Annotated in this window: 19 protein-coding genes; 9 read left to right on the forward strand and 10 right to left on the reverse strand. The window is 64.1% G+C overall.

Translation table 11 applies throughout. From position 1 onward, the window contains the following. The first annotated feature begins 5 nt into the window (after positions 1-5). The 3 genes from BEP01S_RS03830 to BEP01S_RS03840 all read left to right on the forward strand — a co-directional run bounded on the left by BEP01S_RS03830 (position 6) and on the right by BEP01S_RS03840 (position 4,184). On the forward strand, positions 6-737 hold the full coding sequence (locus tag BEP01S_RS03830) for a hypothetical protein (protein ID WP_235355303.1): 732 nt from the start codon (positions 6-8) through the stop codon (positions 735-737). Positions 738-811: 74 nt separating this feature from the next. Further along, positions 812-2,827: a S9 family peptidase gene (locus BEP01S_RS03835; RefSeq protein WP_062240653.1), complete on the forward strand. Its 2,016-nt coding sequence runs from the start codon at positions 812-814 to the stop codon at positions 2,825-2,827. A gap of 163 nt (positions 2,828-2,990) precedes the next feature. Continuing rightward, positions 2,991-4,184: an N-acetylglucosamine-6-phosphate deacetylase gene (locus BEP01S_RS03840; protein ID WP_062240655.1), complete on the forward strand. Its 1,194-nt coding sequence runs from the start codon at positions 2,991-2,993 to the stop codon at positions 4,182-4,184. Between the two features lie 157 nt (positions 4,185-4,341). On the opposite strand, the gene BEP01S_RS03845 is transcribed toward BEP01S_RS03840, so the two are convergent. After that, the gene (locus BEP01S_RS03845) at positions 4,342-6,042 is read right to left on the reverse strand and encodes an HNH endonuclease signature motif containing protein (RefSeq protein WP_062240656.1); all 1,701 of its coding nucleotides are present in this window, start codon (positions 6,040-6,042) and stop codon (positions 4,342-4,344) included. 215 nt (positions 6,043-6,257) lie between these two features. Here BEP01S_RS03845 and BEP01S_RS03850 point away from each other — a divergent pair, with 215 nt between their 5' ends. The 4 genes from BEP01S_RS03850 (at position 6,258) to BEP01S_RS03865 (ending at position 10,010) form a co-directional block, all read left to right on the forward strand. Then, the gene (locus BEP01S_RS03850; RefSeq protein WP_062240658.1) at positions 6,258-6,854 is read left to right on the forward strand and encodes a hypothetical protein; all 597 of its coding nucleotides are present in this window, start codon (positions 6,258-6,260) and stop codon (positions 6,852-6,854) included. A gap of 68 nt (positions 6,855-6,922) precedes the next feature. After that, the gene (locus BEP01S_RS03855; RefSeq protein ID WP_062240660.1) at positions 6,923-7,618 is read left to right on the forward strand and encodes a hypothetical protein; all 696 of its coding nucleotides are present in this window, start codon (positions 6,923-6,925) and stop codon (positions 7,616-7,618) included. A 438-nt stretch (positions 7,619-8,056) separates the two neighbouring features. Next, positions 8,057-8,710, forward strand: a complete 654-nt coding sequence (locus BEP01S_RS03860) for a copper chaperone PCu(A)C (protein ID WP_039211956.1) — start codon at positions 8,057-8,059, stop codon at positions 8,708-8,710. Next, on the forward strand, positions 8,649-10,010 hold the full coding sequence (locus BEP01S_RS03865) for a Dyp-type peroxidase (protein ID WP_306306248.1): 1,362 nt from the start codon (positions 8,649-8,651) through the stop codon (positions 10,008-10,010). Before BEP01S_RS03860 ends, BEP01S_RS03865 begins: the two co-directional genes overlap by 62 nt. A gap of 181 nt (positions 10,011-10,191) precedes the next feature. On the opposite strand, the gene BEP01S_RS03870 is transcribed toward BEP01S_RS03865, so the two are convergent. The 6 genes from BEP01S_RS03870 to BEP01S_RS03895 all read right to left on the reverse strand — a co-directional run bounded on the left by BEP01S_RS03870 (position 10,192) and on the right by BEP01S_RS03895 (position 16,454). Beyond that, on the reverse strand, positions 10,192-11,094 hold the full coding sequence (locus tag BEP01S_RS03870; RefSeq protein ID WP_062240664.1) for a glycine betaine ABC transporter substrate-binding protein: 903 nt from the start codon (positions 11,092-11,094) through the stop codon (positions 10,192-10,194). Between the two features lie 327 nt (positions 11,095-11,421). Further along, on the reverse strand, positions 11,422-11,946 hold the full coding sequence (locus tag BEP01S_RS03875; RefSeq protein ID WP_039211962.1) for a methylated-DNA--[protein]-cysteine S-methyltransferase: 525 nt from the start codon (positions 11,944-11,946) through the stop codon (positions 11,422-11,424). A 202-nt stretch (positions 11,947-12,148) separates the two neighbouring features. Continuing rightward, positions 12,149-13,054, reverse strand: coding sequence for a glycine betaine ABC transporter substrate-binding protein (locus tag BEP01S_RS03880; RefSeq protein ID WP_062240666.1), 906 nt, complete (start codon positions 13,052-13,054; stop codon positions 12,149-12,151). Between the two features lie 53 nt (positions 13,055-13,107). Further along, positions 13,108-14,007, reverse strand: a complete 900-nt coding sequence (locus BEP01S_RS03885) for an ABC transporter permease (RefSeq protein ID WP_062240668.1) — start codon at positions 14,005-14,007, stop codon at positions 13,108-13,110. Next, on the reverse strand, positions 14,007-15,317 hold the full coding sequence (locus tag BEP01S_RS03890; RefSeq protein ID WP_062240670.1) for a quaternary amine ABC transporter ATP-binding protein: 1,311 nt from the start codon (positions 15,315-15,317) through the stop codon (positions 14,007-14,009). Before BEP01S_RS03890 ends, BEP01S_RS03885 begins: the two co-directional genes overlap by 1 nt. A gap of 336 nt (positions 15,318-15,653) precedes the next feature. Continuing rightward, the gene (locus tag BEP01S_RS03895; protein WP_039212511.1) at positions 15,654-16,454 is read right to left on the reverse strand and encodes an alpha/beta fold hydrolase; all 801 of its coding nucleotides are present in this window, start codon (positions 16,452-16,454) and stop codon (positions 15,654-15,656) included. A gap of 57 nt (positions 16,455-16,511) precedes the next feature. On the opposite strand from BEP01S_RS03895, the gene BEP01S_RS03900 reads away from it, so the two are divergent. After that, positions 16,512-17,369, forward strand: a complete 858-nt coding sequence (locus BEP01S_RS03900) for a type I 3-dehydroquinate dehydratase (RefSeq protein ID WP_062240672.1) — start codon at positions 16,512-16,514, stop codon at positions 17,367-17,369. 171 nt (positions 17,370-17,540) lie between these two features. Here the strand turns inward: BEP01S_RS03900 and BEP01S_RS03905 are convergent, their stop codons facing one another. Beyond that, positions 17,541-17,840: a DUF4235 domain-containing protein gene (locus tag BEP01S_RS03905; RefSeq protein WP_039211970.1), complete on the reverse strand. Its 300-nt coding sequence runs from the start codon at positions 17,838-17,840 to the stop codon at positions 17,541-17,543. A gap of 244 nt (positions 17,841-18,084) precedes the next feature. Between BEP01S_RS03905 and BEP01S_RS03910 the strand changes: the two genes are divergently transcribed. Next, positions 18,085-18,288 (forward strand): hypothetical protein, encoded by a 204-nt coding sequence (locus tag BEP01S_RS03910; RefSeq protein ID WP_039211971.1) that lies wholly within the window; start codon positions 18,085-18,087, stop codon positions 18,286-18,288. A 96-nt stretch (positions 18,289-18,384) separates the two neighbouring features. Here the strand turns inward: BEP01S_RS03910 and BEP01S_RS03915 are convergent, their stop codons facing one another. Together BEP01S_RS03915 and BEP01S_RS03920 are read right to left on the reverse strand one after the other, a co-directional pair. Beyond that, a complete protein-coding gene (locus BEP01S_RS03915; protein WP_062240674.1) occupies positions 18,385-19,272 on the reverse strand; it encodes an aminotransferase class IV in 888 nt (295 codons plus the stop codon). Beyond that, positions 19,269-20,372, reverse strand: coding sequence for a VIT1/CCC1 transporter family protein (locus tag BEP01S_RS03920; protein ID WP_083532501.1), 1,104 nt, complete (start codon positions 20,370-20,372; stop codon positions 19,269-19,271). Before BEP01S_RS03920 ends, BEP01S_RS03915 begins: the two co-directional genes overlap by 4 nt. Between the last annotated feature and the right edge of the window lie 252 nt (positions 20,373-20,624).

A 20,624-nucleotide genomic window follows, 5' to 3' on the forward strand; every position in this document is an offset into this window, starting at 1 on the left:
GACCAGTGACTAGGCGAACGGCATCGCCGAGAATCGCCTCGGCGAGACCGGCCTCGGTGCGGCGAGCCGCGGCCGCCGGCACACTCGCGCTCACCGTCCTGCTCAGCGGTTGTTCTGTCTTCCAGATCCGCACCGAAGACAAGTCTGCCGGTCCCATGCGGATCGGTGTCCAGGAGACCGCCGGCCCCGAGCCCACTGGCAAACCCACCGAGGCCGGAATCCCCGAGGGGATGTCGAAGACTTCAGTGTCATTCGGAAGCAGCTGCCCGGTCGACCTCAGCTTCGCGCTCGGCGATGACTGGCGCGACAGCAGCGGGAGTTCCGAAGAGTTCCATGTCTTCAGTCACGGAGAGAACAGTGCGACTGCCGATATCATCCTCGTCAGTTGCAACGACGAATACGGTGACAGCGCGCAGGGAGTCGTAGATAATAAGCGGCGCTATAACTTCTCCAAACAGGACTCACAGGTGATTGCCGAGCAGACGGGCTCTCTGGCCGCAGGAGAGTTCTGGAGCTATCAGGGCGAACTCGGTCCTACCGAGATCCTCGCTCTCAACAGCAAACCGACGTATGCCTACGGGGTTGAAACCGGCTATAAGATCAACGGACGTCTGGTGAATCTCTCGATCCAGATGCGCACACTGAAGACGAACACCGAGGTGGCAGAAGACTTCAAGAAGATGCTGCCGACGGTGACGATCGACGGCGAGAGGGTTCCGGCGCCGAGCTTCCGCTGATACCGGCCGTCTCAGCGATCTGGGGTTTCTTTGGATTTCACCCTGGAAACTACGTTGGGATCTAGGATGGGAAGATGACGACCCACGACGCAGTGACCCGACTCCTCGACGCCCGCCGCCTGCAAGGCCTCTTGACGAATCAGAGCGGCCGCGTCATCGCCCAGTACTCGTTCCTCAACTCCGAGGGCAACTCTTCACTCAGCCACCTCGCCGATATCAGCGGGGAGACGCCCCGACGCATCACTCGCGGCGACCAGTCCATCGGACCGGCTGCACTGAGCGAGAACGGCACGATCGTCTTCGCCTCCAAGCGCAAGGGCGAGGACGGCAAAGACGCCGACTCACCGAGCCTGTGGGCACTGCCTGACAACGGAGAGGCCCGCAAACTCGCCGATCACGAGGGCGGTTTCTCCCGCATCGAGGTCAAAGGCGAGACCATCATCGTCGAGTTCCCCGTCCACACGTGGGCCGCCGACGAGAACGATCATCAGGAATTCAGCTCCGAACGCAGCGACGCGAAGGTCAGCGGAATCCTCCATACCGGTTTCCCCGTCCGCCGTTGGGACCATGATCTGGGGCCGGGCCGGCAGACTCTGGCCGTGGCCACTCTCGATGAGGCGGCCACCGACTTTCCCGAAGTCAGCGACGAACTGAGCACACCAGCGGGCCTGGACTTCCGCTACCTGTCGCTGCCGTCCGGTCGACTGGTTGATTGGGCCGTTGACGATGAGGCACGTTTCGTCCTCGTCCAGCTCGAGAAGCCGATCCCCGGTCAGCTCGAGGCCAGTGAGATCTGGCGCGTCGACCTCGACGGAGAGCCCGAGCTGCACCGGCTGACGAAGCCGGCGGCCGACCACAGCTTCGACATCGAGGCCATCAGCCCAGACGGAACGAAGGCCTTGGTCACTCGCGTACAGCAGTGGACTCCGCAAGCTAACCTCGCGGCCGAACTCATGGTCCTCGATCTCGAGACCGCCGAGGTCAAGCCGGTGTGGCCCGATGCTGATTTCTGGTTCGCACCTATCTGGGTGGACGATTCGACCATCGTGGCCAGTGCCGATGATCACGGCCGCGGCAGCATCTTCATCGGTGGTCTCGATGATGCGCAGCCCCGGCGGCTCGTCGGGGGAGTCGATCAGAAGTATTCGTTCTCGGGACTGGCACTGCGCGAGGATACGGTCGTGGCGACCGCCTCGGCGATCGATGTCGCACCACTGCCGATCTCTGTCGACCTGGGCACCGGAGTGATCAGCGAATTCGCGAACCCGGCGACGGTCCTCGACGAGGAAGGCACCCTCACCGAGGTGGAGGTCCGTGCCGATGACGGCACGCCGATCCGTGCGTGGCTGGTGCTGCCGGAGGGGGAGGGGCCGCATCCGCTCGTCGTCTTCGCCCACGGTGGTCCGTGGGGTTCATGGAATGCGTGGACCTATCGGTGGAACCCTGGTCCTTTCGCGGCTGCCGGCTATGCGGTGTTGTTGCCGGATCCGGCGATTTCCACCGGCTATGGGCAGGCGATGATCGATCGCGGTCAGCAGCAGCTCGGCGGCACGCCTTTCACCGACATCATGACGCTGACCGAGGCTGCGGGGGAGAGGCCGGACATCGATTCCGAACGCGTCGCCCTGGCCGGTGGATCCTACGGCGGGTACATGGCCAACTGGGTGGCCGGACACACCGGCAGCGCGTTCAAGTGCATCGTCACCCACGCCTCGCTGTGGAACACCACGTCGATGGGACGGACGACTGACAACTCGTCCTGGGACTCGGCGATGCGCGAGCAGTCGGCGCAGTATTCGCCGCACCTCTTCGCCGAGGACATCGAGGTGCCGATGCTCGTCATCCACGGCGACAAGGACTACCGGGTGCCGATCGGGCAGGGTCAGGAACTGTGGCTGGATCTGCTCACTCAGGCGAAGACACCGCTCGACGCCGATGGCGACACTCAGCATCGGTTCCTCTACTTCCCCGACGAGGGGCATTGGATTCTCGGCCGCGGGAATGCCGAGGTCTGGTACCGCACAGTGCTCGCGTTCCTCGATACGCATGTGCTCGGCATCGACGCGAACCGAGTCCGCACTCTGGGGTGAGGCGGCGGTCGGTTCGACCGCGCACCATGTGCCGAGTCGGTGGACGGTTCGTTTGCGCACCATGGGCGAGCCGACAATTGATTCGTCTGCCCCTGCGGTGGGGAGACCGTGAAGCCATTCCGTACCCTGAATGAGGCGTTCGCAGACCGATGGAAGGACCCCGATGACACAGACCGAACAGATCCCCGCCGAGGCGGTCATCCACAATGCGTGCATCCTCGACGGTGATCGAGCGACGTTCACCGAGGCGAGCGCTGACACGTGGATCGTGATCGCCGAAGGAACGGTCGTTGCACGGGGCCGCGGGGACGGCTGGAAGGACAGGGCTGCCTCGGCGCAGGGCGAGGTCATTGATGCGGCCGGCGGGTTCGTCGCTCCCGCATTCGTCGACATCCACTGCCATGGTGCGGGCGGTGCGAGTGCCGAGGGCGGGGCCGACGCGATCGACGCGATCCTTGACGTCCATCGGGCTCATGGCACCGGCAAGCTCGCTCTGTCATACGTTTCAAACACGATCGAGGGGCTGTGCCGGTCGCTGCGCGCGGGGGCAGGTCTTGTCCGCGATCGGGCGATGGTCATGGGTCTGCATGCCGAAGGTCCGTTCCTGTCGCCGGACTTCAAGGGCGCGCACGCACCCGAGGTACTCACTTCGCCGACCCCGGAGGCGGTCGAAGCGATCCTCGAGGCGGCCGATGGAACTCTCGCGCAGATCACCATCGCACCCGAGCTTCCCGGTGCCCTCGATGCGATCGCTCGATTCTCTGCTGCAGGGGTGCGCGTGGCCGTCGGTCACACTGCCGCCGACTACGAGCTGACGGCGCAGGCGTTCGACGCTGGGGCGAGCATCCTCACCCACGCGTTCAATGCGATGCCCGGCATCCACCACCGCGCCCCGGGGCCGGTCCTGGCTGCGGCCGAGGCCGAGCACGTCACCGTCGAACTCATCAATGATGGTGTCCACGTCGTCGCGCCCGTCGCGCAAATGCTTCACGACCTCGTGCCCGGACGGCTGGCGCTCATCACCGATGCCATGGCCGCAACCGGTCTGCACGATGGGAACTATCATCTCGGTTCGCTCCCGGTCGAGGTCACGGATTCGGTGGCGCGTCTGGTCACCTCGGACGGCACTCAGGGTGCCATCGCGGGGTCCACGCTGACGATGGACGATGCCGTAAAGCGGGCCGTCGCCGAGGTGGGACTCAGCCCGTTCGACGCTGTGCAGGCCGCGAGCCTCGTGCCCCTGCGGGCTGTGGGAGGTGCTGCTGATGACAGCAGCCTGTTGGCGGTCGGAATGCCGGCTGACTTGTTGCTCCTCGACGAGGGCATGAACATTCGGGGCTCGCGACTCGGCGGTTGATTCTGGCTGTGCTTTGCTTGGCTGGGCCGAATCAGGCAGTGCCTGGTTGATCTTCGACGAGTAGGCCGATGCGGTTGCGCCCGTTGATCATCTGAACCTGGCTGGGGCAGGTTGAACTTGGAGAATGGGCACAGTCGTCCCTGGAAATTTGGGGCGGCTATTTGTCGAACAGAGCGTCGATGATGTCGTCCGCGATGAAGCGGGCGTGGAGGATCGGCGCACGAGCGGGGTCTTTTGCAGCAGGTGGGATGTAGGCCGGTCGACCGTCGAAGAGCATCCGGGTCTCCCAATCGCTGCGATCGAGCAAGTGGTGGTGATAGCTGCAGAGCAGTGCGAGGTTGTTGATCTCTGTCTTGCCTCCGAGTGCGTATGGCAGCACATGGTTGGCGTCGCACCAACCGGGAGGGGCGTCACAGCCCGGGAAGGTGCAGCCTCGGTCGCGGGCGGTGATCACTGCCAGCTGCTTCCGGTTGGCGAAGCGTTGTTCGGTGGCCACCTGCATCGTCTTGGCCTTGTCGCTCATGAGGTGGAAGAACAGCGAGCCGTTGAGGCCGTTTCTCATCAGTTCCTTGATGGGAATGGGATTGTCGGCGCCCGTGGTGCCGTGTCCCGTGCCGTTGGCCAGATCTTCGGCGGTGGCGTTGATGACGAGCGCATACGGTGCTCCTGCAGCCGTCCGCTGCTTGTCGATCGTCGTGACGAGGCCCGCGAATCGTTCGTAGATCCATTCGCGAGCCGAGGGCTGTTCGGCGCTGACGTCGACGAAACCGCCGTCCTCGCGAATGCCTACGCCGGGGACGTCGGCCGGATTCCCAGCCGCGCTAACAGCTTTGAGATCGGGTGCCGGAACTCGCTTCGCGTCGTACCGTTCGCCGGAGAGCACTGCATCGACGATCTCGAGCAGCTCTTTGTCGGGAAGCGGCGCAAGCGTCCCCTCAGCGGTGGCGGTCGAGGTGTCGGCGCCAGAATTCCAGGCGGTCGCTGCACCAGAAGTACCGGCCGCCGTGTCGGCCCTGTCTCCTCCAGTTGATTCGGCCCCGCCCTTGTCGGTGTCTCCTGCAGACTGGATCCGTGAGGTCAGCAGTCCATTGAGAGTGCCGCCGGTGACGGGGTCGAGCAGTCCACGCAGCTCCCAGTCGCCGTTGGCCTTGGCGCGCATGGACATGTTGTAGGCAGATCGGTCGGCCGAGTCCTTCGGCTCCGAACCGTCCGGGTCGATGTACCCCATGAGCTTGCTGAAGATCTCACGCAGGTCCTTGAGACGGACCTTGGGCGCGTTGCGGACCAGTCGCGACTCGACATCGGTGCGGATCGCCTGGCTGACCCACGTGGGCAGCTTTCGCATGCAGTCTTCGATGACGGACGCCTGAGCGGCAGAGATTGTGCATGCGTGGAGCGCGTCCGCGACGACCGGGTAGAGAGGTGGCAGTGCCTGTCCGGACATGTCGACACGGCCGCCGAGGTTCTTGGCCATATCGGTCCGACGATTCGCCTCCGCGCCGGTGAGGTTGAATCGGTTCTCGATGAGCGACTTCGTCGACTTGGCACCGTAGTCGCTGGGTGTCCCGACGCGCTCGCAGACTGAGAGCGCAAGCGTCGACAATGCGTCGTTGATGCGTATGATCGCCTCGACTCCATCGGCGAGCATGATGGCCTGGTCAGGTCCCATGGGCCGATCGAACGCGCGCAGCTCATCTTTGAGACTCATCAGCTGAGTGATTGAAGAAGTGACCTCGGGCGCGAAACGGCTGAGATCTGCCCACTCCTCGTCGGCCAGCAGCGGGTGACCACTGGTCTGAGGGGAGTTGTCGGCATCGCGATCTGACTGATCGGAGCTGCGTTCGGGAGTGAGGGTCATGGGGATGATTTCCGTTCACCAACATCGTTGTTGTTGATGACCAGTTTACTCTCCAAAATCATAGAACACCATAGAGAATCGAAAAATAATTCGAATAAACATAGGGTGTTCGTCAATGTTCGACATATATAGCAAATCAAGTTGTCGGTGCGGAATCGTGCCCGCTGTCGGCAGTGAGTGCTGAGGCTGGCACCCGGTCGTGGCACGATTGGAGTATGGATGCCCTGCTCCTCATTGACACAGACGACGCCAGCTACCCCAGCGATGAAGCCATGGAGACCCTCGGCGATATCGTCACTCGCACCCGCGCCGTGGGCGGTGTGCTCATCTTCGCTTCGACGAAGGCTGACCTCGTCGACACCCCCGACGAGGAGCTGAGCATCTTCGTCCCCGACGAAGAGGACCTCGTGCTCCGCTCCGAGAGCCCCGATGTTTTCGAAGGCGTCGACGACCTGGCTGCGGGCCTGCACGACCTGTCCGTTGACCGGATCATCATCGCCGGCGCCGACGCCACTGTGGGGGTGCCCAGCGCGGGAGCCGGTGGTGCCGCCGCTGACCCCACCGCCGCTGATCCTGCCCCCACTGACCCTGCTACCCAAGATGATGGCGATGCCGACGACAGCGCCTCCTCGGCGAATGCCCCCGGGGCCGTCTATGCCTCGGCGATGGCGGCCCTTGTGTGCAACTTCGACGTCATCGTCCTCTCTGACTCCACCACCGATCCCGACGGCAAGCTCGTCACCTGGTCCGATGCCGCCGAAAGAGCCGGTGCCATGGTCAAGAAGACTGCCGACACCTGGCTGCGGATGTAGGTTCGTCGCCTTCCCGAAATGTTTCTACAATGAGTAGAATGTGGGAGCGAGCTGAGAGGGGAGGGCCTATGACCGGATGGACGAAGTCCGTGCGTGCGCTCTTCGCCGCCCTCTTCACGACCCTCCTTGCCCTGCTCATGCACCTCGGTGCCGGCGGCTCGGTCTCGATTCCGGGCACCGTCGTCGTCTTCGTTCTTGTCCTGTGGGCGGCCATGATGGTCGCCGGCCGCCGTCTGGGATACCTCACTCTGGCCGGGCTCCTCGGCCTCGGGCAGGTGCTCATGCACCTGACGATGAGCTGGTCCGCACACACCCTCACCCTTGCGGGGACCCACGCGGGCACCGCCCACACCGGAACCGGGCAGACCGGGACCGCAGGCACAGGATCCGCCTCCGCCGAGGCGGCCCTCAACTCCCACGCCGGACACATCGTCCCGGCCCCCGGCTCCCTTGATCTCGGTCCGGCCGCATCCGCGCTCGGACACGCGAACCACGGCGCCACCTCGGTGGGGATGATTATCGCCCACCTCGTCGCCGTCCTCGTCACCGCCGTGATCCTCAAGCGCGGTGAGGACATCGTCCTCAGCATTCTGCAGCTGGCCCTGGGCCCGGTGATCGGTGCACTGCGTGCCCTCGCCGAGGCGGCTGGAGTCCTTGCCGACGAACCGTTCCGTAAGCTATGCGCTCAGTTCCGACTGCCGCAGCCGGTCACCTCGGCGGTGGTCGGTCCGAACTACCGCCGCGGTCCACCCGCACTCGTCTGACACACCACTCGGCGATCAGACCGCCGACTCACACCCGACTTCCGGGTGACCATCCATCTTCGGGCGACCGCCGAATCGGCGGCGGCGAGCCCATCGGTGTTAGTCGAACACGTCCGCGCAGATCTCGTGCACAGCCACGAGCATGCTCCGCTCGCAGGTCATCGCCTGCTCCGCGCATCGGCGCACGAAAGCGCTGCTGGCAGCCGGCCGCGATTCCCGCGTACAGGTACATGCAGGCGCTGCGACCGAGTGCCGCGCTTTTGAGCGGCAGTGACTCTGCAGCCAGCGACCCGCGTCATCGGGCGGCAGAAAATCTGCAGTCCATGCCCGTGTCGTCAGGCGACAGGTGCCCCGCGGGGAAATGCATGCGCCATCGGCCGACCGCAACGCGTGCTGGCACGTGCTCGACTGCACCGGAACAACGAAAGTGCAGACACCATGCGAAAGAACATCACTCTGGCCCTTGCCCTGCCCATCGCCGTCGCCATCGGCTTGGCAGGCTGCGGCCAAAACGACAGCAAGGCCAGCGGTTCAGAACAGAACGACAGCGGCAGCTCCGCCGCAACCAGCCCCAAGGCAAGCCAGATCGATGCCGAGGCGCTCAGCTTCGACGGCGCCTGGGTCAAGGCCGCCGACGACGGAATGACCGCCGTCTTCGGGGAACTGCAGAACAACACCGACCACGACATCAAACTCGTCGAAGCGAAATTCGAGGACGCGAAGATGGTCGAACTCCACGAGACCAAAGGCGACGGCTCGGGTGGAATGTCGATGCAGGAAAAGAAGGGCGGCTTCACCATCCCAGCGGGGGAGAGCCTAGACTTCGAACCCGGAGGCGATCACATCATGATCATGGGCCTGCAGAAGGCGATCAAGCCGGGCGAGCAGATCAGCCTCGACCTCGTCACCGCCGACGGTGAGACCGTCGAGGTCACGGCCGTGGCGAAGGAATACTCCGGAGCGCAGGAAGACTATGCACCCGGTGAAGCCGAAGGCTCCGGCGACGACCACAGCGAACATGGTGAACACGGTGACGACGGCGACAGCGGAGACCACGAGGACTCCGACCACGGAGACCATGGTGACCACTGAGCCCAGTCGCACCGGATTCAGCCGCCGAGGTCTCCTGACCTCGGCGGCCGCCGCCGGCGGTGCGGGACTCGTCGGTGCCACGGCGGGGTTCGCGCTCGGCCGTGGCCCCGGGTCTCAGGGCACGGGCACCGGTGACGGCGGGCTGCCCCGGCGAGATCTGGACGGGGCGAACGGGCCGCAGACCGAGCCGTTCTTCGGCACTCATCAATCCGGGGTCGAGACCCCGACGCAGGCGTACGCGCACTTCATCGCGTTCGCGCTCAAACCCGGGATCAAGGCCGCCGAGGCGGTGCGCTGGCTGCGGCTGCTCACCGCGGATGCGGCTGCGCTGACTCAAGGGCAGGCGCCGTTGGCCGACTCCGAATCCGAGCTCGCCGTCGATCCTGCCCGGCTGACGGTGACCTTCGGATTCGGGGGAAAGCTGGTGGCGCTGGCCGGAAAGGAGCACGTCCCGGACTGGCTGAAGCCCTTGGAGAAGTTCTCGATTGATCGACTCGACGCGGATCGAAGCAAGGGCGACCTGCTCCTGCAGATCTGCGGCGACGATCCGCTGACCTTGGCACATGCTCGGCGCATGCTGTTCAAAGACTCGCGCTCGTTCGCCGAGGTGGCCTGGCAGCGGGACGGATTCAGGCGTGCCTACGGCAGCTCGGGGGAGGGGAAGACCCAACGGAACCTCTTCGGCCAGCTTGACGGCACGGCGAATCCGGGACCCGGGTCCGAGGACTTCGCGCGGATCATCTGGGGGCAGGGCACTGAGACCACCGACCCGGTGTTCTCCGCTCGAGGGGAGCCGCCGGCTGACCTCGGAGCACACCTGCCGGCATGGATGCACGGGGGAACGACGCTGGTCCTGCGCGATATCGCCATGAACCTCGACACCTGGGACAAGGCCGACCGTCCAGCCAGGGAGTTCTCGGTCGGGCGGACCATGGACACCGGGGCGCCGCTGTCGGGAAAGGACGAATTCGACGTTCCGGACTTCACCGCCGTCGATGAGCGCGGACTGACGAAGATCTCGCAGGTTGCGCATATCGCCCGTGCCCGCGACGGACTGGGCCCGGAGGTGCAGATCCACCGGCGCACGTTCAACTACGAGACCGGCGCGGGTGGAGATTCGGGGCTGCTGTTCGCATCCTTCCAAGCCGATATCGAGCGACAGTTCCTGCCGATCCAACGCCGCCTCGCCGAGGTGGACCTGCTCAACGAATGGACGACCCCGATCGGGTCGACCGTGTGGGCGATCCCGCCCGGAGCGACGGAAGACGGGTATGTCGGCCAGGAGCTGTTCGAAGGGTGAGAGAACGGTGCGGCCGACGGACCCGCAGAAGCGGGTTCGGCGGCCGCACCGATTCGGTGAAGTGAGGTGAAGCGCCTCAGGGCGCCGACCGAGTTAGGAACTCAGTGGGTGATCCCAGCGCTACGCCGGTGATCCCGAGTTTCAGTTGGAGGTCCCGAACCACATTCGTTGGTCCCGATGCTCAGTCAGTGATCTCGGAGTCGAAGGCCTTCGGGTTGTCCTTGACCCACTGGTCGACGGCGTCGCCTTCCTGGCCTTCTTCATACTCGTTGACGATGAGGTCCTCGAGCTCTCCGTAGGTTTTGTCGTCGAGCTTGATCCCCTTGATGAGCTCGGACGCTTCGGGGAAATCATCGCTGAAGCCTTCGGTGCCGAGGAAGTGCATCTTCTCCGGATCGCCCATCGCGTTCTTCGGATCCTTGAGGTCCTTGACGTCGAAGGCGTTGTTCGCCCAGAACGGACGCCACAGGGTGACGACGATGTCGTCTTTCGCGTCGATGGCATTGCCCAGTTCCGTGAGCATGGCCGGGGTCGAAGATGTGACGAGTTCGAAGTCCTTCTCCAAGCCGTACTCCGGCATCATCGAATCCTTCGTCACCTTTGTGAGACCGGCCCCGGGTTCGATGCCGACAATCTTGCCGTCGAACTTGTCGGCGTTGTCCTTGAGCTCATCTATCGAATCGATGTCGACGTAGTCGGGCACGACGATCGTGTTCTGCGCCTTGTCGTAGTAAGTGCTGATGTCCTCGATCTTGTCGCCGTACTCATCCATGTACTGCTTGTGGGTCTTCTCCGGCCAAGCGGACGGGTAGATGTCGATGTCGCCGTTCGCGACTCCGGCATAGAGGATCGCGGCCTCTGAGATCGTCTCCAGTTCGGGCTCGTAGCCGAGCTTCTCGAGCTGGTCCTCGAGCAGGAACGCGGTGCTGCGGCTGTCGGACCACGAAGAGATGTAGCCGATCTTGATCTTGCCCTTGTCACCGTCGGAGCCGGAATCCTTGCTGGCTTCCTGAGAGCACCCGGTCAGGGCGAGGCCCAGAGCTGCGCAGGCGGCGACGACGGTGGTGATTGTGCGTGATTTCATCAGTTTCCTCTTCGTGGTGGCTGCTCGAATGCGTGAAAACCGCCGGCGTCGGCGGCTTTCGGTCGTCCGAACAGGTTCAGGTGGACCTAGGATCATTTGTGATCACAAATCTGCTAACGCTATGTAATCACAGTGTTCACTGAACTTCCAATGGCAATTCGCTGAATGAGGGCGTGGGGCTGAGCCCCGAGGTCGGTGAGATCCGAGTCGGATCAGACCGTTGGCAGACAGGTGCGCCTGCGCGGCAGGCACGACGTGCCGAGCGCAGTCGGACGAGGCCGGAAGCAGGCAGAAGGAGCTGCGGCAGGCAAGCCCTTCCCGGAAATGTCAGAACAGCGGCTGTGGTAGGGCGTCTTCGAATTCGAGAAGACGCCTCTTGGTCTCGAGTTCGTGCCCGGGCAGTCCGCCGGAGTACCCGCCGAGTCCGTCACCGGCGACAACCCGATGACAGGGGACGATGATCGGAATCGGATTGAGCCCCATGATCCCGCCGACAGCACGCGCCGGAATCCCGGTGCCGCTGGCTTCGGCGAGCTGTCCGTACGTGACCGTGGTCCCTGCCGGAACCTTTTCGGCCAAGGTCGTCAGCACGGCCCTCGCGACGTTCGATACCTGACCGAAGTCCACGGGCAGATCAAAATCGCCGAGGCGGCCGTCGAAGTACGCTCGCAACTGGGCGACCGCCTCGGCGAGGATCGGATCCGAGGCGGCGGCCTCCTCGGCGGGGATCAGGACGGAGTCGTCGGTCGCCTCGGGGGACGTGCTCCATTCGAGCCGGACGATCGACCGGCTGTCGCTGGTCACGGTGATGGGGCCGACGAAGGTGTCGACGGATGCTGAGATGGTCGCCATGAGATGTCCTCCGTTCGCAGCCGCGCGCCGAACACGGAGTCGACTGCGATACTCAGTCGAGTCTACTCACGCGACTGTGCCCTCCCGACTCATCAGAGTCGGGAGGGCACAGGTCGTTCATGATTGCGTGCCGCGTACTGGGGAAGTCCGCAGCTGAGAAGAGGATGAGTTCCTCAGCGCAGCTGCTGCCGCGGCGTTCGAATCACTTCTCGTCAGGCAGTTCACCTTCGTAGGCGTCAGGGTTGGCCTTCAGCCATTCGGCGATAGCCTTCTTGCCATCGTCCTTGTATTCGTTGACGACGAGGTCCTCGAGGTCTCCGTACTGCTTGTCGTCGAGCTTGATGTTGCCGATGTAGTCAGCGGCATCGGAGAACTCCTCGCCGAAGCCCTTGGTCGCGGTGAAGTGGAGCTTCTCCGGGTCGCCCATCGCACCCTTCGGATCCTTCAGATCCTTGACGGGGTACTCGTTGTTCGCCCAGAAGGGACGCCACAGGGTGACGACGATGTCCTTCTCCGCTTCGGTCGCATTGCCGAGCTCGGTGAGCATGGCAGCGGTCGACGAGGTGACGAGCTCGTATTCGCCGTCGAGACCGTATTCCGGAATCATCGCCTTGGTGGCCTTCGTCAGACCGGCACCGGGCTCGATTCCGATGATCTCGCCGCCGAAGTCCTTGCCCTTGCCCTTGAGATCTTCGATCGAGTTGATGTCCTTCATGTACTTCGGGACGGCGATCGTGAGGACGGCGTTGTCGTAGTAGGCGCCGATATCTTCGAGGTCGTCACCGTACTCATCGATGTACTGCTTGTGCGTGACCTCGGGCCACGAAGACGGATACATGTCGATATCGCCATTGGCGACACCGGCGTACAGGACGGCGGCGTCGTTGAAGGTCTCTGTCTCGACGTTGTAGCCCATCTTGCCCAGCTGATCCTCGAGCAGGAGCGAGATGCTCTGGCCGTCGGTCCAGCCGGTGACGTAGCCGAGCTTGATGTCGCCCTTGTCGCCGCCTCCGCCGTCGTCCTTTGCGGCTTCCTGCGAGCAACCGGTCAGAGCAAGGCCGAGGGCTGCGACTGCAGCGACGAATGGGGTGAGGAATCTTCTCTTCATTGTTTGTTCCTTTTCTCTAGTGATCGACTGTTGAGACTGTGTGGTCAATCGGTTCAGGCCGCTGCCGCAGCCGTCTTGTTCTTCGCGCTGCGGCGACGCAGACCTGCCACGAGCGAGTGCGGGTAGTCCTTCGCATTGCCCAGGGCCGCAGTGACGCGGTCGAGGTAGACCGCGATGATGACGACACCAAGTCCGGCTTCGACACCGAGCGGCAGGTTCTGGGTGGCGATCGCTTCGACGACGTTCTTTCCGAGTCCGTCGGCGCCGACCATGCCGGCGATGACGGCCATGGCCAGTGCGAGCATGATGACCTGGTTGATGCCGGCCATGATCGTCGGTGTGGCCAACGGCAGCTGGACTCCGCGGAGGATCTGGCCGGGAGTCGCACCGAAGGACTGTCCGGCTTCGACCGTCTCCGAATCGACCCCGCGGATGCCGAGCTCAGTGAACCGCACACCTGGGGGCAGGGCGAAGATGACCGTTGCCACGAGGCCCGGGACAACGCCGATGCCGAAGAAGGTGACGGCGGGGATGAGGTAGACGAAGGACGGCATCGTCTGCATGAAGTCGAGGATCGGTTTGATGACCGTGGACGCAGCCTCGTTGCGTGCCGCGAGGATGCCCACCGGCACGGCGATGATGACGGCGATGACGGCGGCGATGAGGACGAGCGCCAGAGTCTGCATCGAGGCCACCCATTGGCCCATTGTCATGATGAAGAACATCGTGATCACTGTGCCCACAGCCATCTGCCAGGACCTCAGCACCCAGCCGATGAGCGCCAGCAGAAGGATGATGACGAGTGGGTGGAGGTCGACGAGCACATTGGTGAGGACCTCGATGAGGAAGTTGAACAGCCAGGTGACGGCGTCGAAGAACCAGGCGACGTTCTCCTTGAGCCAGTCGAACGCTGTGTCGACCCAGGCTCCGATCGGAATTCTGATGTTCTCCATCAGCGTTCACCCCTTTCTCCGGCGGCCTGCGGTGCGACGGCATCATCACTCTCGGCCAGGACCTGATCGATGATCCCGGTGTCGACCGGCTCGGGCCAGTCTTCGACGGCGACTTCCGTCGCCTGATCGTCATTGCCGCCCTGGTTGCCGAGTGCGGCGAGCAGGGTGGCTCGGGGCACGACTCCGACGAGTTCGCCCTCGGCGTCGGTGACGGGCACCGGCATAGGCATCTCTGCCGTCGGCAGGAAGAGGTCGATGAGCAGGTCGTCCGGAGATGCAGGGTGGGCGATCGGCTTGATGATCTCGTCGAGAGTCGTGGCGCCCGTGCGGATGTGCTCGACGCAGTCACGGTCGCTGACGAGGCCGAGGAACTTCCGGTCCCTGTCCGTGACATACAGGCCCGAGGAACTGTTCTCGCGCATGGTGCGCAGCGCGACTCGGGGACCGTTGTTGTTGGTCACGATCAGTCGCGCCTTCTCCATGACGTTGTTGGCGGTCAGGACGCGTGCCCGGTCGACGTCGTGGACGAACTGTGCGACGTAGTCGTTGGCCGGGTCGGTGAGGATGTCCTCCGGGGTGCCGACCTGGACGATGCGTCCGTTGCGCATCACCGCGATGCGGTCACCGAGGAACATTGCCTCATTGAGGTCGTGGGTGATGAAGATGATGGTCTTCTTCAGTTCCCGCTGCAGCTCGACGAGCTGTTCCTGCATCTCGCGACGGATCAGCGGGTCGAGGGCGGAGAAGGCTTCGTCCATGAGGAGGATGTCGGTCTCGGCCGCAAGCGCGCGGGCCAGGCCGACGCGCTGCTGCATGCCGCCGGAGAGCTGTTCGGGGAACTTGTCGCCCCAGCCTTCCAGACCAACGGCTTTGAGCCACTTGTCGGCTGACTTGTCCCGCTCCGCCTTCGCGACGCCGCGGACCTCCAGCGCATAGGCGGCATTGTCCCGGACGGTGCGGTGCGGAAGCAGTGCGAAGTGCTGGAACACCATCGAGATGTGTTCGCTGCGGACCTTGCGCAACGCGGCCGAATCGATCTTCGCAATGTCGGTGCCCAGCACCTCGACGGATCCGGCAGTGGGTGCCCAGAGTCCGTTGAGAGTGCGGATCAGGGTCGACTTGCCCGAACCCGACAGGCCCATGACGACGAAGATCTCGCCGGCCTCGACCTCGAAGCTCGCATCGATGACGGCGGCCGTACCGAGTTTCGTCAGGTCATCACGGTCGGCGCCAGCTTCGAGTCGTTTGACGACTTCGTTTTCACGCTTTCCGAAAACTTTGTAGACGTGTGACGCTTTGACAACGCTCACGTGCTTCCTCCTTGCATTCTTGGCAGTCCGCAAGAACGAGAGGCTTCACCCCCGTTTGCACGGTTCGGTGCTCGCAGATCAGATCCGAATAGCTCAATTGCGCACGCGCCTCACCGCACACGGATATCTGATCCACCATTGTAGTTTTGTTCAGGATTTTCGGTAGAGATCTTATTGGAATTATGCGGCGAGTCGCCCTTGACTGGCCCTCTGACCTGGGCAAACAGATACCAGTGCGTTACTTGATTGTTATAATCATCGATTGGGGCATGTAGATATGGCGTTAATGGATTTGCTACCGGATATGGGATTTTGATGCAGAAAGCGGCCTTGCTCTCAGGACTGCCGCAGCGATTCCGTGAGGAAGCGGATCACGGCCGGAGTGACCACCTCGGCGAATTCTTCGAAGAATCCGTGTCGGCCCTCCGGCAGAATGCGCAGCTGAGAATCGGGAATGCGATCGTGGAGGATCTGAGCATTTCCGACCGGGTTCATCCGGTCGGCATCGCCGTGCATGATCAGCGTCGGAGCAAAGATCTCGGGCAGCCGGTCCCACGCATTGTGGTTGGCGCTGATGCGCAGATGGGCGGATGACTCGGCGGTCGTCATCGTGTCATCGCCGAGCATCTTGCTGTACTCCGCCGACACCGTCCACTCAGGGGTGTAGAAGAGGTCGAAGAGGTACTGAGTGTGCTCGTCCCCGCGCAGCCTCGCCAATGCCTGACCGACCTCGCGCGGACGTTTGACCGCATGAGGCCCGCCGGGAGAGGTGCATCCAAGGACGATCGCACTCACCCGCTCCGGGTGGTTGAGCGCCAGCATCTGCGTGATGCGCCCGCCCATGGAGGTGCCGTAGACCGCGGCTCGATCGACGCCGAGGTGGTCGAGCACGTCCACGGCATCGTCGGCGAAGCTCGCCGTCGACAGTTCGCCGAGCTCACCCCGGCTGCCGCCCGTTCCGCGATAGTCGAAGGTGATCGTGCGGAAGTCGGCTTCGAAGTCCCCGCGCAGATCGTCCCACCACTCGTGCGAGTTCGACTGACCCTGCAGCAGGAGCAATGCGGGTGCATCTGCCGGCCCGCTGACCTGGACCTCGAGGGGGAAGCCATCGCGTGCGCTGATCCTGTCCACCTGCATCGTCTCCACCCGTGTCCTCCTGCTCGCGCGCGCCCGGTCACCGCCTACGCTTGAGAAATGAAATCATTGCCGTTCCTCAATCCTGCCGCAGGATCGCCGGCCGTGCGCAATCTTGGCCGACCGGCCGTCATTGTGCCCACGCAGGCGATCGACGCCGAGGAGCTCGCCGCCGAGTGCGCCGCAGCCGCCGCGACCGGGATCGTCGATGCCGTCGAATGGCGTATCGATCCGCTGCTCGCCGCCGCTTCCGGTTCTGTTCTTACCCGCGCCGAGGCGGCCCTGAGTCTGCTTCCTCGTGCGCTCACAGTGGGGCTGCCCATCCTCCTGACCGTTCGCACCGGATTCGAAGGCGGACAGGTGGAGATCACGGAAGACGACTACGCCGAGGCGGTGCGTGCCCTGATCGCCGGCGCTACAGGTGTCGAAGTGGGCGACGGAACTGCAGCCGCAGCCGGCGTCGAATCGGGCGTACCAGGGGCCGCAGCATCGGGCGTTCCCGTCGCCATCGACGTCGAGATCGACCGGGCAGAGTCACGCTCGCTCATCGCCTCGGCGCGGGAGGCGGGCGTGCCCGTCGTCGCATCCCACCACAATTTCGAGGTCACGGACTCAGCCGAACGCCTGCTCGCGACGTTCACTGCGATGAGCGAGGCCAGTGCGGATGTGGCCAAAGTGGCGATGATGCCGCAGACACCGGCCGATGTTCTTCGGCTCCTGGAGGCGACTTCCACGGCGGACGCATCCTCGGCGGCCCCCGTGCTGGGGATCTCGATGGGACCCTTGGGACGGACGAGCCGGATCATGGGTGCCGACTTCGGCAGCTGCGCGACATTCGCGCAGATCGGTCAGGCCTCGGCGCCGGGACAGATCGATGCCGTGGTCCTCGCCGAGATCCTCGACCGCGTCACCGGCTGACCACAAGCCCTGGGGGCTGGTGTGTATGAGCGGTTTCAAAGTTCATATGTGGTGATCTCGATCAGTGCGTATGAATTTCGAACCCGCGAGTGCTGACACTCCGCCGGCAAACAGACGACCCGCGAAGCATGAGCTTCGCGGGTCGTTTCGCTGGTGGAAGTCAGCGGAGAATCAGTCGGTGATCTCTTCGATCTGCTTGCGGAACTTCTTCGGCAGGGCTTCCTCGCCGAAGTTGTTGCGCACGGTGTTCGCGGCGATGCGCTGAACGACGAGCTGAGCCACGGCCACACCGACACCGGAGACGATCGTCCAGGCCAGGGCCTCGGACATCGAGATCTCGTCATCGACAGGGTTCGACGGCGCCGGGCGCTTTGTCGACTTCTCCCACGCGAAGGTCAGGGTCTTGCGAGCGACGAATGCAGCTGCGATGGGCGCTCCCACGCCGATGATCTGCCAAGCGAGCTTTCCCATGCTCGTGTCCTTTCCTTTGAACCTCGGGTCCCGCGACTCTCAAGAGGGGCGGGAACGTATTCCTTCGAAGACAACACTAACTCAGGACGATGAGCGCGGTGCCACCCACAGTTGAACGAGGTCGAGAAAGTTCGTTCATTTCATACTTTTGGGGGATGTGCTCAACGGAATGGGGGAGATAGCGTGAGAGCACGCTTCGGTCGGGCAAGGGAAGGTCTAGGCCGAACCGTGAAGAGAAAGGCAGATGATGCTGAGGAAGTGGAAGACGCGCGTCGTCACCGGACTGTTCGTCTGTGGTGGCCTCGGATTCCTGCTTGCGCTGCTGCCGGGATTATCCGGCGTCTTCTGGCCGGTGTGGCTGATCAGCTGCGCCGCCTGCATCCTCGGGCTCGTCATCGCCTTCACTCTCCCCTCGGCGAAACCCGCCGACGCTCTGCCCCGGGCCTGAGAGCTCGGGGCAGTGCATCCCCGAAGATTGACTGAGATCTCCCGGAGCCCGTGGACTCACAGCCTTACCGGGTGAGTCCGCGGCACTACCGGGAGGTCACCGACCGCGGACGATCTCCTGGAACCGGTCGGTCAGATTCTGATCAACAGAGATCGCATTCCCGTCGAGTTCGTGCAGCGCAACCGCCGTGCGCATCGACGAGACGAACCAGGCGCCATCCGCTTCCTTGACGTCCTCGAGTCGAAGATCGGCATACTCAGCCTGCAGCCCCAGCTCCTCCGCATGATCGAAGATCAGGCGCTGCGTCGTACCCGACAGCAGACCTGCCTCCGGATTCGGCGTGAGGAGGCGGTCGCCTCGGCGGATGATGAGATTCGCGGTCGGTCCTTCGAGCACGATTCCGTCGTGGGAGACGAATAGGGCCTCGTCGGCATTGTTCGCCGCGGCGTAACGGCCGGCGGCCTGATTGACCGCATAGGACAGAGTCTTCGCGCCGATGAGCAGCCACGGGGCCTTGCTGCCGATATAGGCGTCGAATCCGCGGTCGAGGCTGACGGCGGTGACCCCCTGCTTCCGGGCGGTGTGTATGTGGTCGTCCACGGGCACGGGGAAAGCCCACCCGCGGGGGCGGAACTGCCCGTCCGCACCCTGTTCGCCACGGGAGAGGGCGTAGCGGATCCCGAACTCGACGTTCTCGGGATCGGCGGCGGCCACCTCGGCGATGAGGGAATCGATGACCCGATCCCACAGTCCCTGGTCCGGTTCGGGCAGATCCAGCGCCGAGGCGGAAGCCCGGAACCGGGTGAAGTGCCGTTCTCGCGACACCACCATGGCGCCGTGCGCACCCCTGTTCACCAGCACGGTTTCGAAGATTCCGTCCCCGCGATGAGCGGAGAGATCCGTGACGGGCAGCTGAGCGGCACGCAGATCGGTGAGCTCGAACGTGGCTGCGTCTGGGTCGACGAGGATGAGCAGATCGGTCATGCGGTACCTCCGAAGAGCAGGCCGAGAGCGTAGGTCACGGCGGCGGCACCGAAGCCGATGGCGAGCTGGCGCAGGGCCCGGGGACCGGGTGATTTGCCGGAGAGCAGGCCGACGACGCCGCCGGTGAACAGCAGCGCGATGCCGACGAGGCCGGCGGACAGGAACACGGCGGGCAGTCCGGACATGCCGAAGATATAGGGGAGGATTGGGATGAGCGCGCCGGAGGAGAAGAAGCAGAAGCTCGACAGTGCGGCACCGATGCCGGTGCCCAGCTCGTCACGGTCGACTTCGGAATCGAGGTTCGGCAGCCTCGGCGCCTGTTTGTTCTTCGCTGCCGCAATCGTGCGGTTGGCGCGGGCTTCGGCCTCGCGGGTCTCCATTCCGCGGGCACGGAAGACGAGGGCGAGTTCGTTGGCGTCGATGTTGAGATCGGCCAGAGCGTGCCGGGACTCGGGGTCCGGAGTGGAGGCGTCGAGGAGTTCGCGCTGGGAGCGCACCGAGATGTACTCGCCTGCGCCCATCGACAGTGCGCCGGCCAGCAGTCCGGAGACGCCGGTCAGCAGGATGACGGTGTTCGACACTCCTGCCGCACCGACACCGAGGACGAGTGCGAGGTTCGAGACCAGGCCGTCGTTGGCGCCGAAGACGGCGGCGCGGAAGTTGCCTGACAGGCGGGCGCGGGAACGGGCGGCCAGAGCGCGGACCACCTCGGCGTGGATGCGTTCATCGGCGGCCATCTCGGCCGACGCTGCCTCTTCGTCGTCATAGGGCGAGCTCGTCTCGGACTGCTGAGCAAGAGCGAGGACGAATACGGAGCCGAACATGCGGCCGAGGAAGGCCAGGCAGCGGGTGAGGAGATCGGCGGAGCGGCGCTTCTCCGCGTGCTCGCCGAGCAGGGTGATCCAGTGCTCCTGGTGGCGGGATTCTGCGGCGGCGAGGCTGAGCAGGATCTCGCGGTCCTCGCCCTTGCGGCGTTCGGCGAGGTCGCGATACACGCGCTCCTCGAGCCGTTCATTGGCGAGATAGCGCTGCCAGCGGCGAATTGTCCGTCTGTCGGGGGAGGCGGGCGGAGTCCCTCCGGCGGAATCGTTGGTGGTCACTGGTCTGAGTCTAGTCGGGTGGGCTGTCAGCGGGGAGGGGAGGTGCCTGCGGGGTGCGTTGGGGGTTCTGGGGGATAGGTGGGCGGCTGTGCGAGGGCTGGACACCAGGGGAGGTGCTCGGGGGTGGACGGGATGGCAAGGGAGCTTCCGCAGTCGAACCGCAGGAATTCCGCAGGCGAACCGCGACTCCGAAACCGTTCAGTGACCGGTTGTTATCAATTCGTAACCTTAAAGCCGGCTGTGGTGCGTTAG

It is taken from the genome of Brevibacterium epidermidis NBRC 14811, from assembly GCF_001570805.1.
Lineage (GTDB): Bacteria > Actinomycetota > Actinomycetes > Actinomycetales > Brevibacteriaceae > Brevibacterium > Brevibacterium epidermidis.

Bases quoted from the DNA above. Each gene is read 5' to 3' on its own strand.
- BEP01S_RS03835 (WP_062240653.1), top strand. From the start codon at position 812: ATGACGACCCACGACGCAGTGACCCGACTCCTCGACGCCCGCCGCCTG.
- BEP01S_RS03855 (WP_062240660.1), top strand. From the start codon at position 6,923: ATGACCGGATGGACGAAGTCCGTGCGTGCGCTCTTCGCCGCCCTCTTC.
- BEP01S_RS03915 (WP_062240674.1), bottom strand. From the start codon at position 19,272: ATGACCGATCTGCTCATCCTCGTCGACCCAGACGCAGCCACGTTCGAG.
- BEP01S_RS03870 (WP_062240664.1), bottom strand. From the start codon at position 11,094: ATGAAATCACGCACAATCACCACCGTCGTCGCCGCCTGCGCAGCTCTG.
- BEP01S_RS03875 (WP_039211962.1), bottom strand. From the start codon at position 11,946: ATGGCGACCATCTCAGCATCCGTCGACACCTTCGTCGGCCCCATCACC.
- BEP01S_RS03840 (WP_062240655.1), top strand. From the start codon at position 2,991: ATGACACAGACCGAACAGATCCCCGCCGAGGCGGTCATCCACAATGCG.
- BEP01S_RS03910 (WP_039211971.1), top strand. From the start codon at position 18,085: ATGATGCTGAGGAAGTGGAAGACGCGCGTCGTCACCGGACTGTTCGTC.
- BEP01S_RS03845 (WP_062240656.1), bottom strand. From the start codon at position 6,042: ATGACCCTCACTCCCGAACGCAGCTCCGATCAGTCAGATCGCGATGCC.
- BEP01S_RS03885 (WP_062240668.1), bottom strand. From the start codon at position 14,007: ATGGAGAACATCAGAATTCCGATCGGAGCCTGGGTCGACACAGCGTTC.
- BEP01S_RS03860 (WP_039211956.1), top strand. From the start codon at position 8,057: ATGCGAAAGAACATCACTCTGGCCCTTGCCCTGCCCATCGCCGTCGCC.
- BEP01S_RS03900 (WP_062240672.1), top strand. From the start codon at position 16,512: ATGAAATCATTGCCGTTCCTCAATCCTGCCGCAGGATCGCCGGCCGTG.
- BEP01S_RS03880 (WP_062240666.1), bottom strand. From the start codon at position 13,054: ATGAAGAGAAGATTCCTCACCCCATTCGTCGCTGCAGTCGCAGCCCTC.
- BEP01S_RS03850 (WP_062240658.1), top strand. From the start codon at position 6,258: ATGGATGCCCTGCTCCTCATTGACACAGACGACGCCAGCTACCCCAGC.
- BEP01S_RS03895 (WP_039212511.1), bottom strand. From the start codon at position 16,454: ATGCAGGTGGACAGGATCAGCGCACGCGATGGCTTCCCCCTCGAGGTC.
- BEP01S_RS03905 (WP_039211970.1), bottom strand. From the start codon at position 17,840: ATGGGAAAGCTCGCTTGGCAGATCATCGGCGTGGGAGCGCCCATCGCA.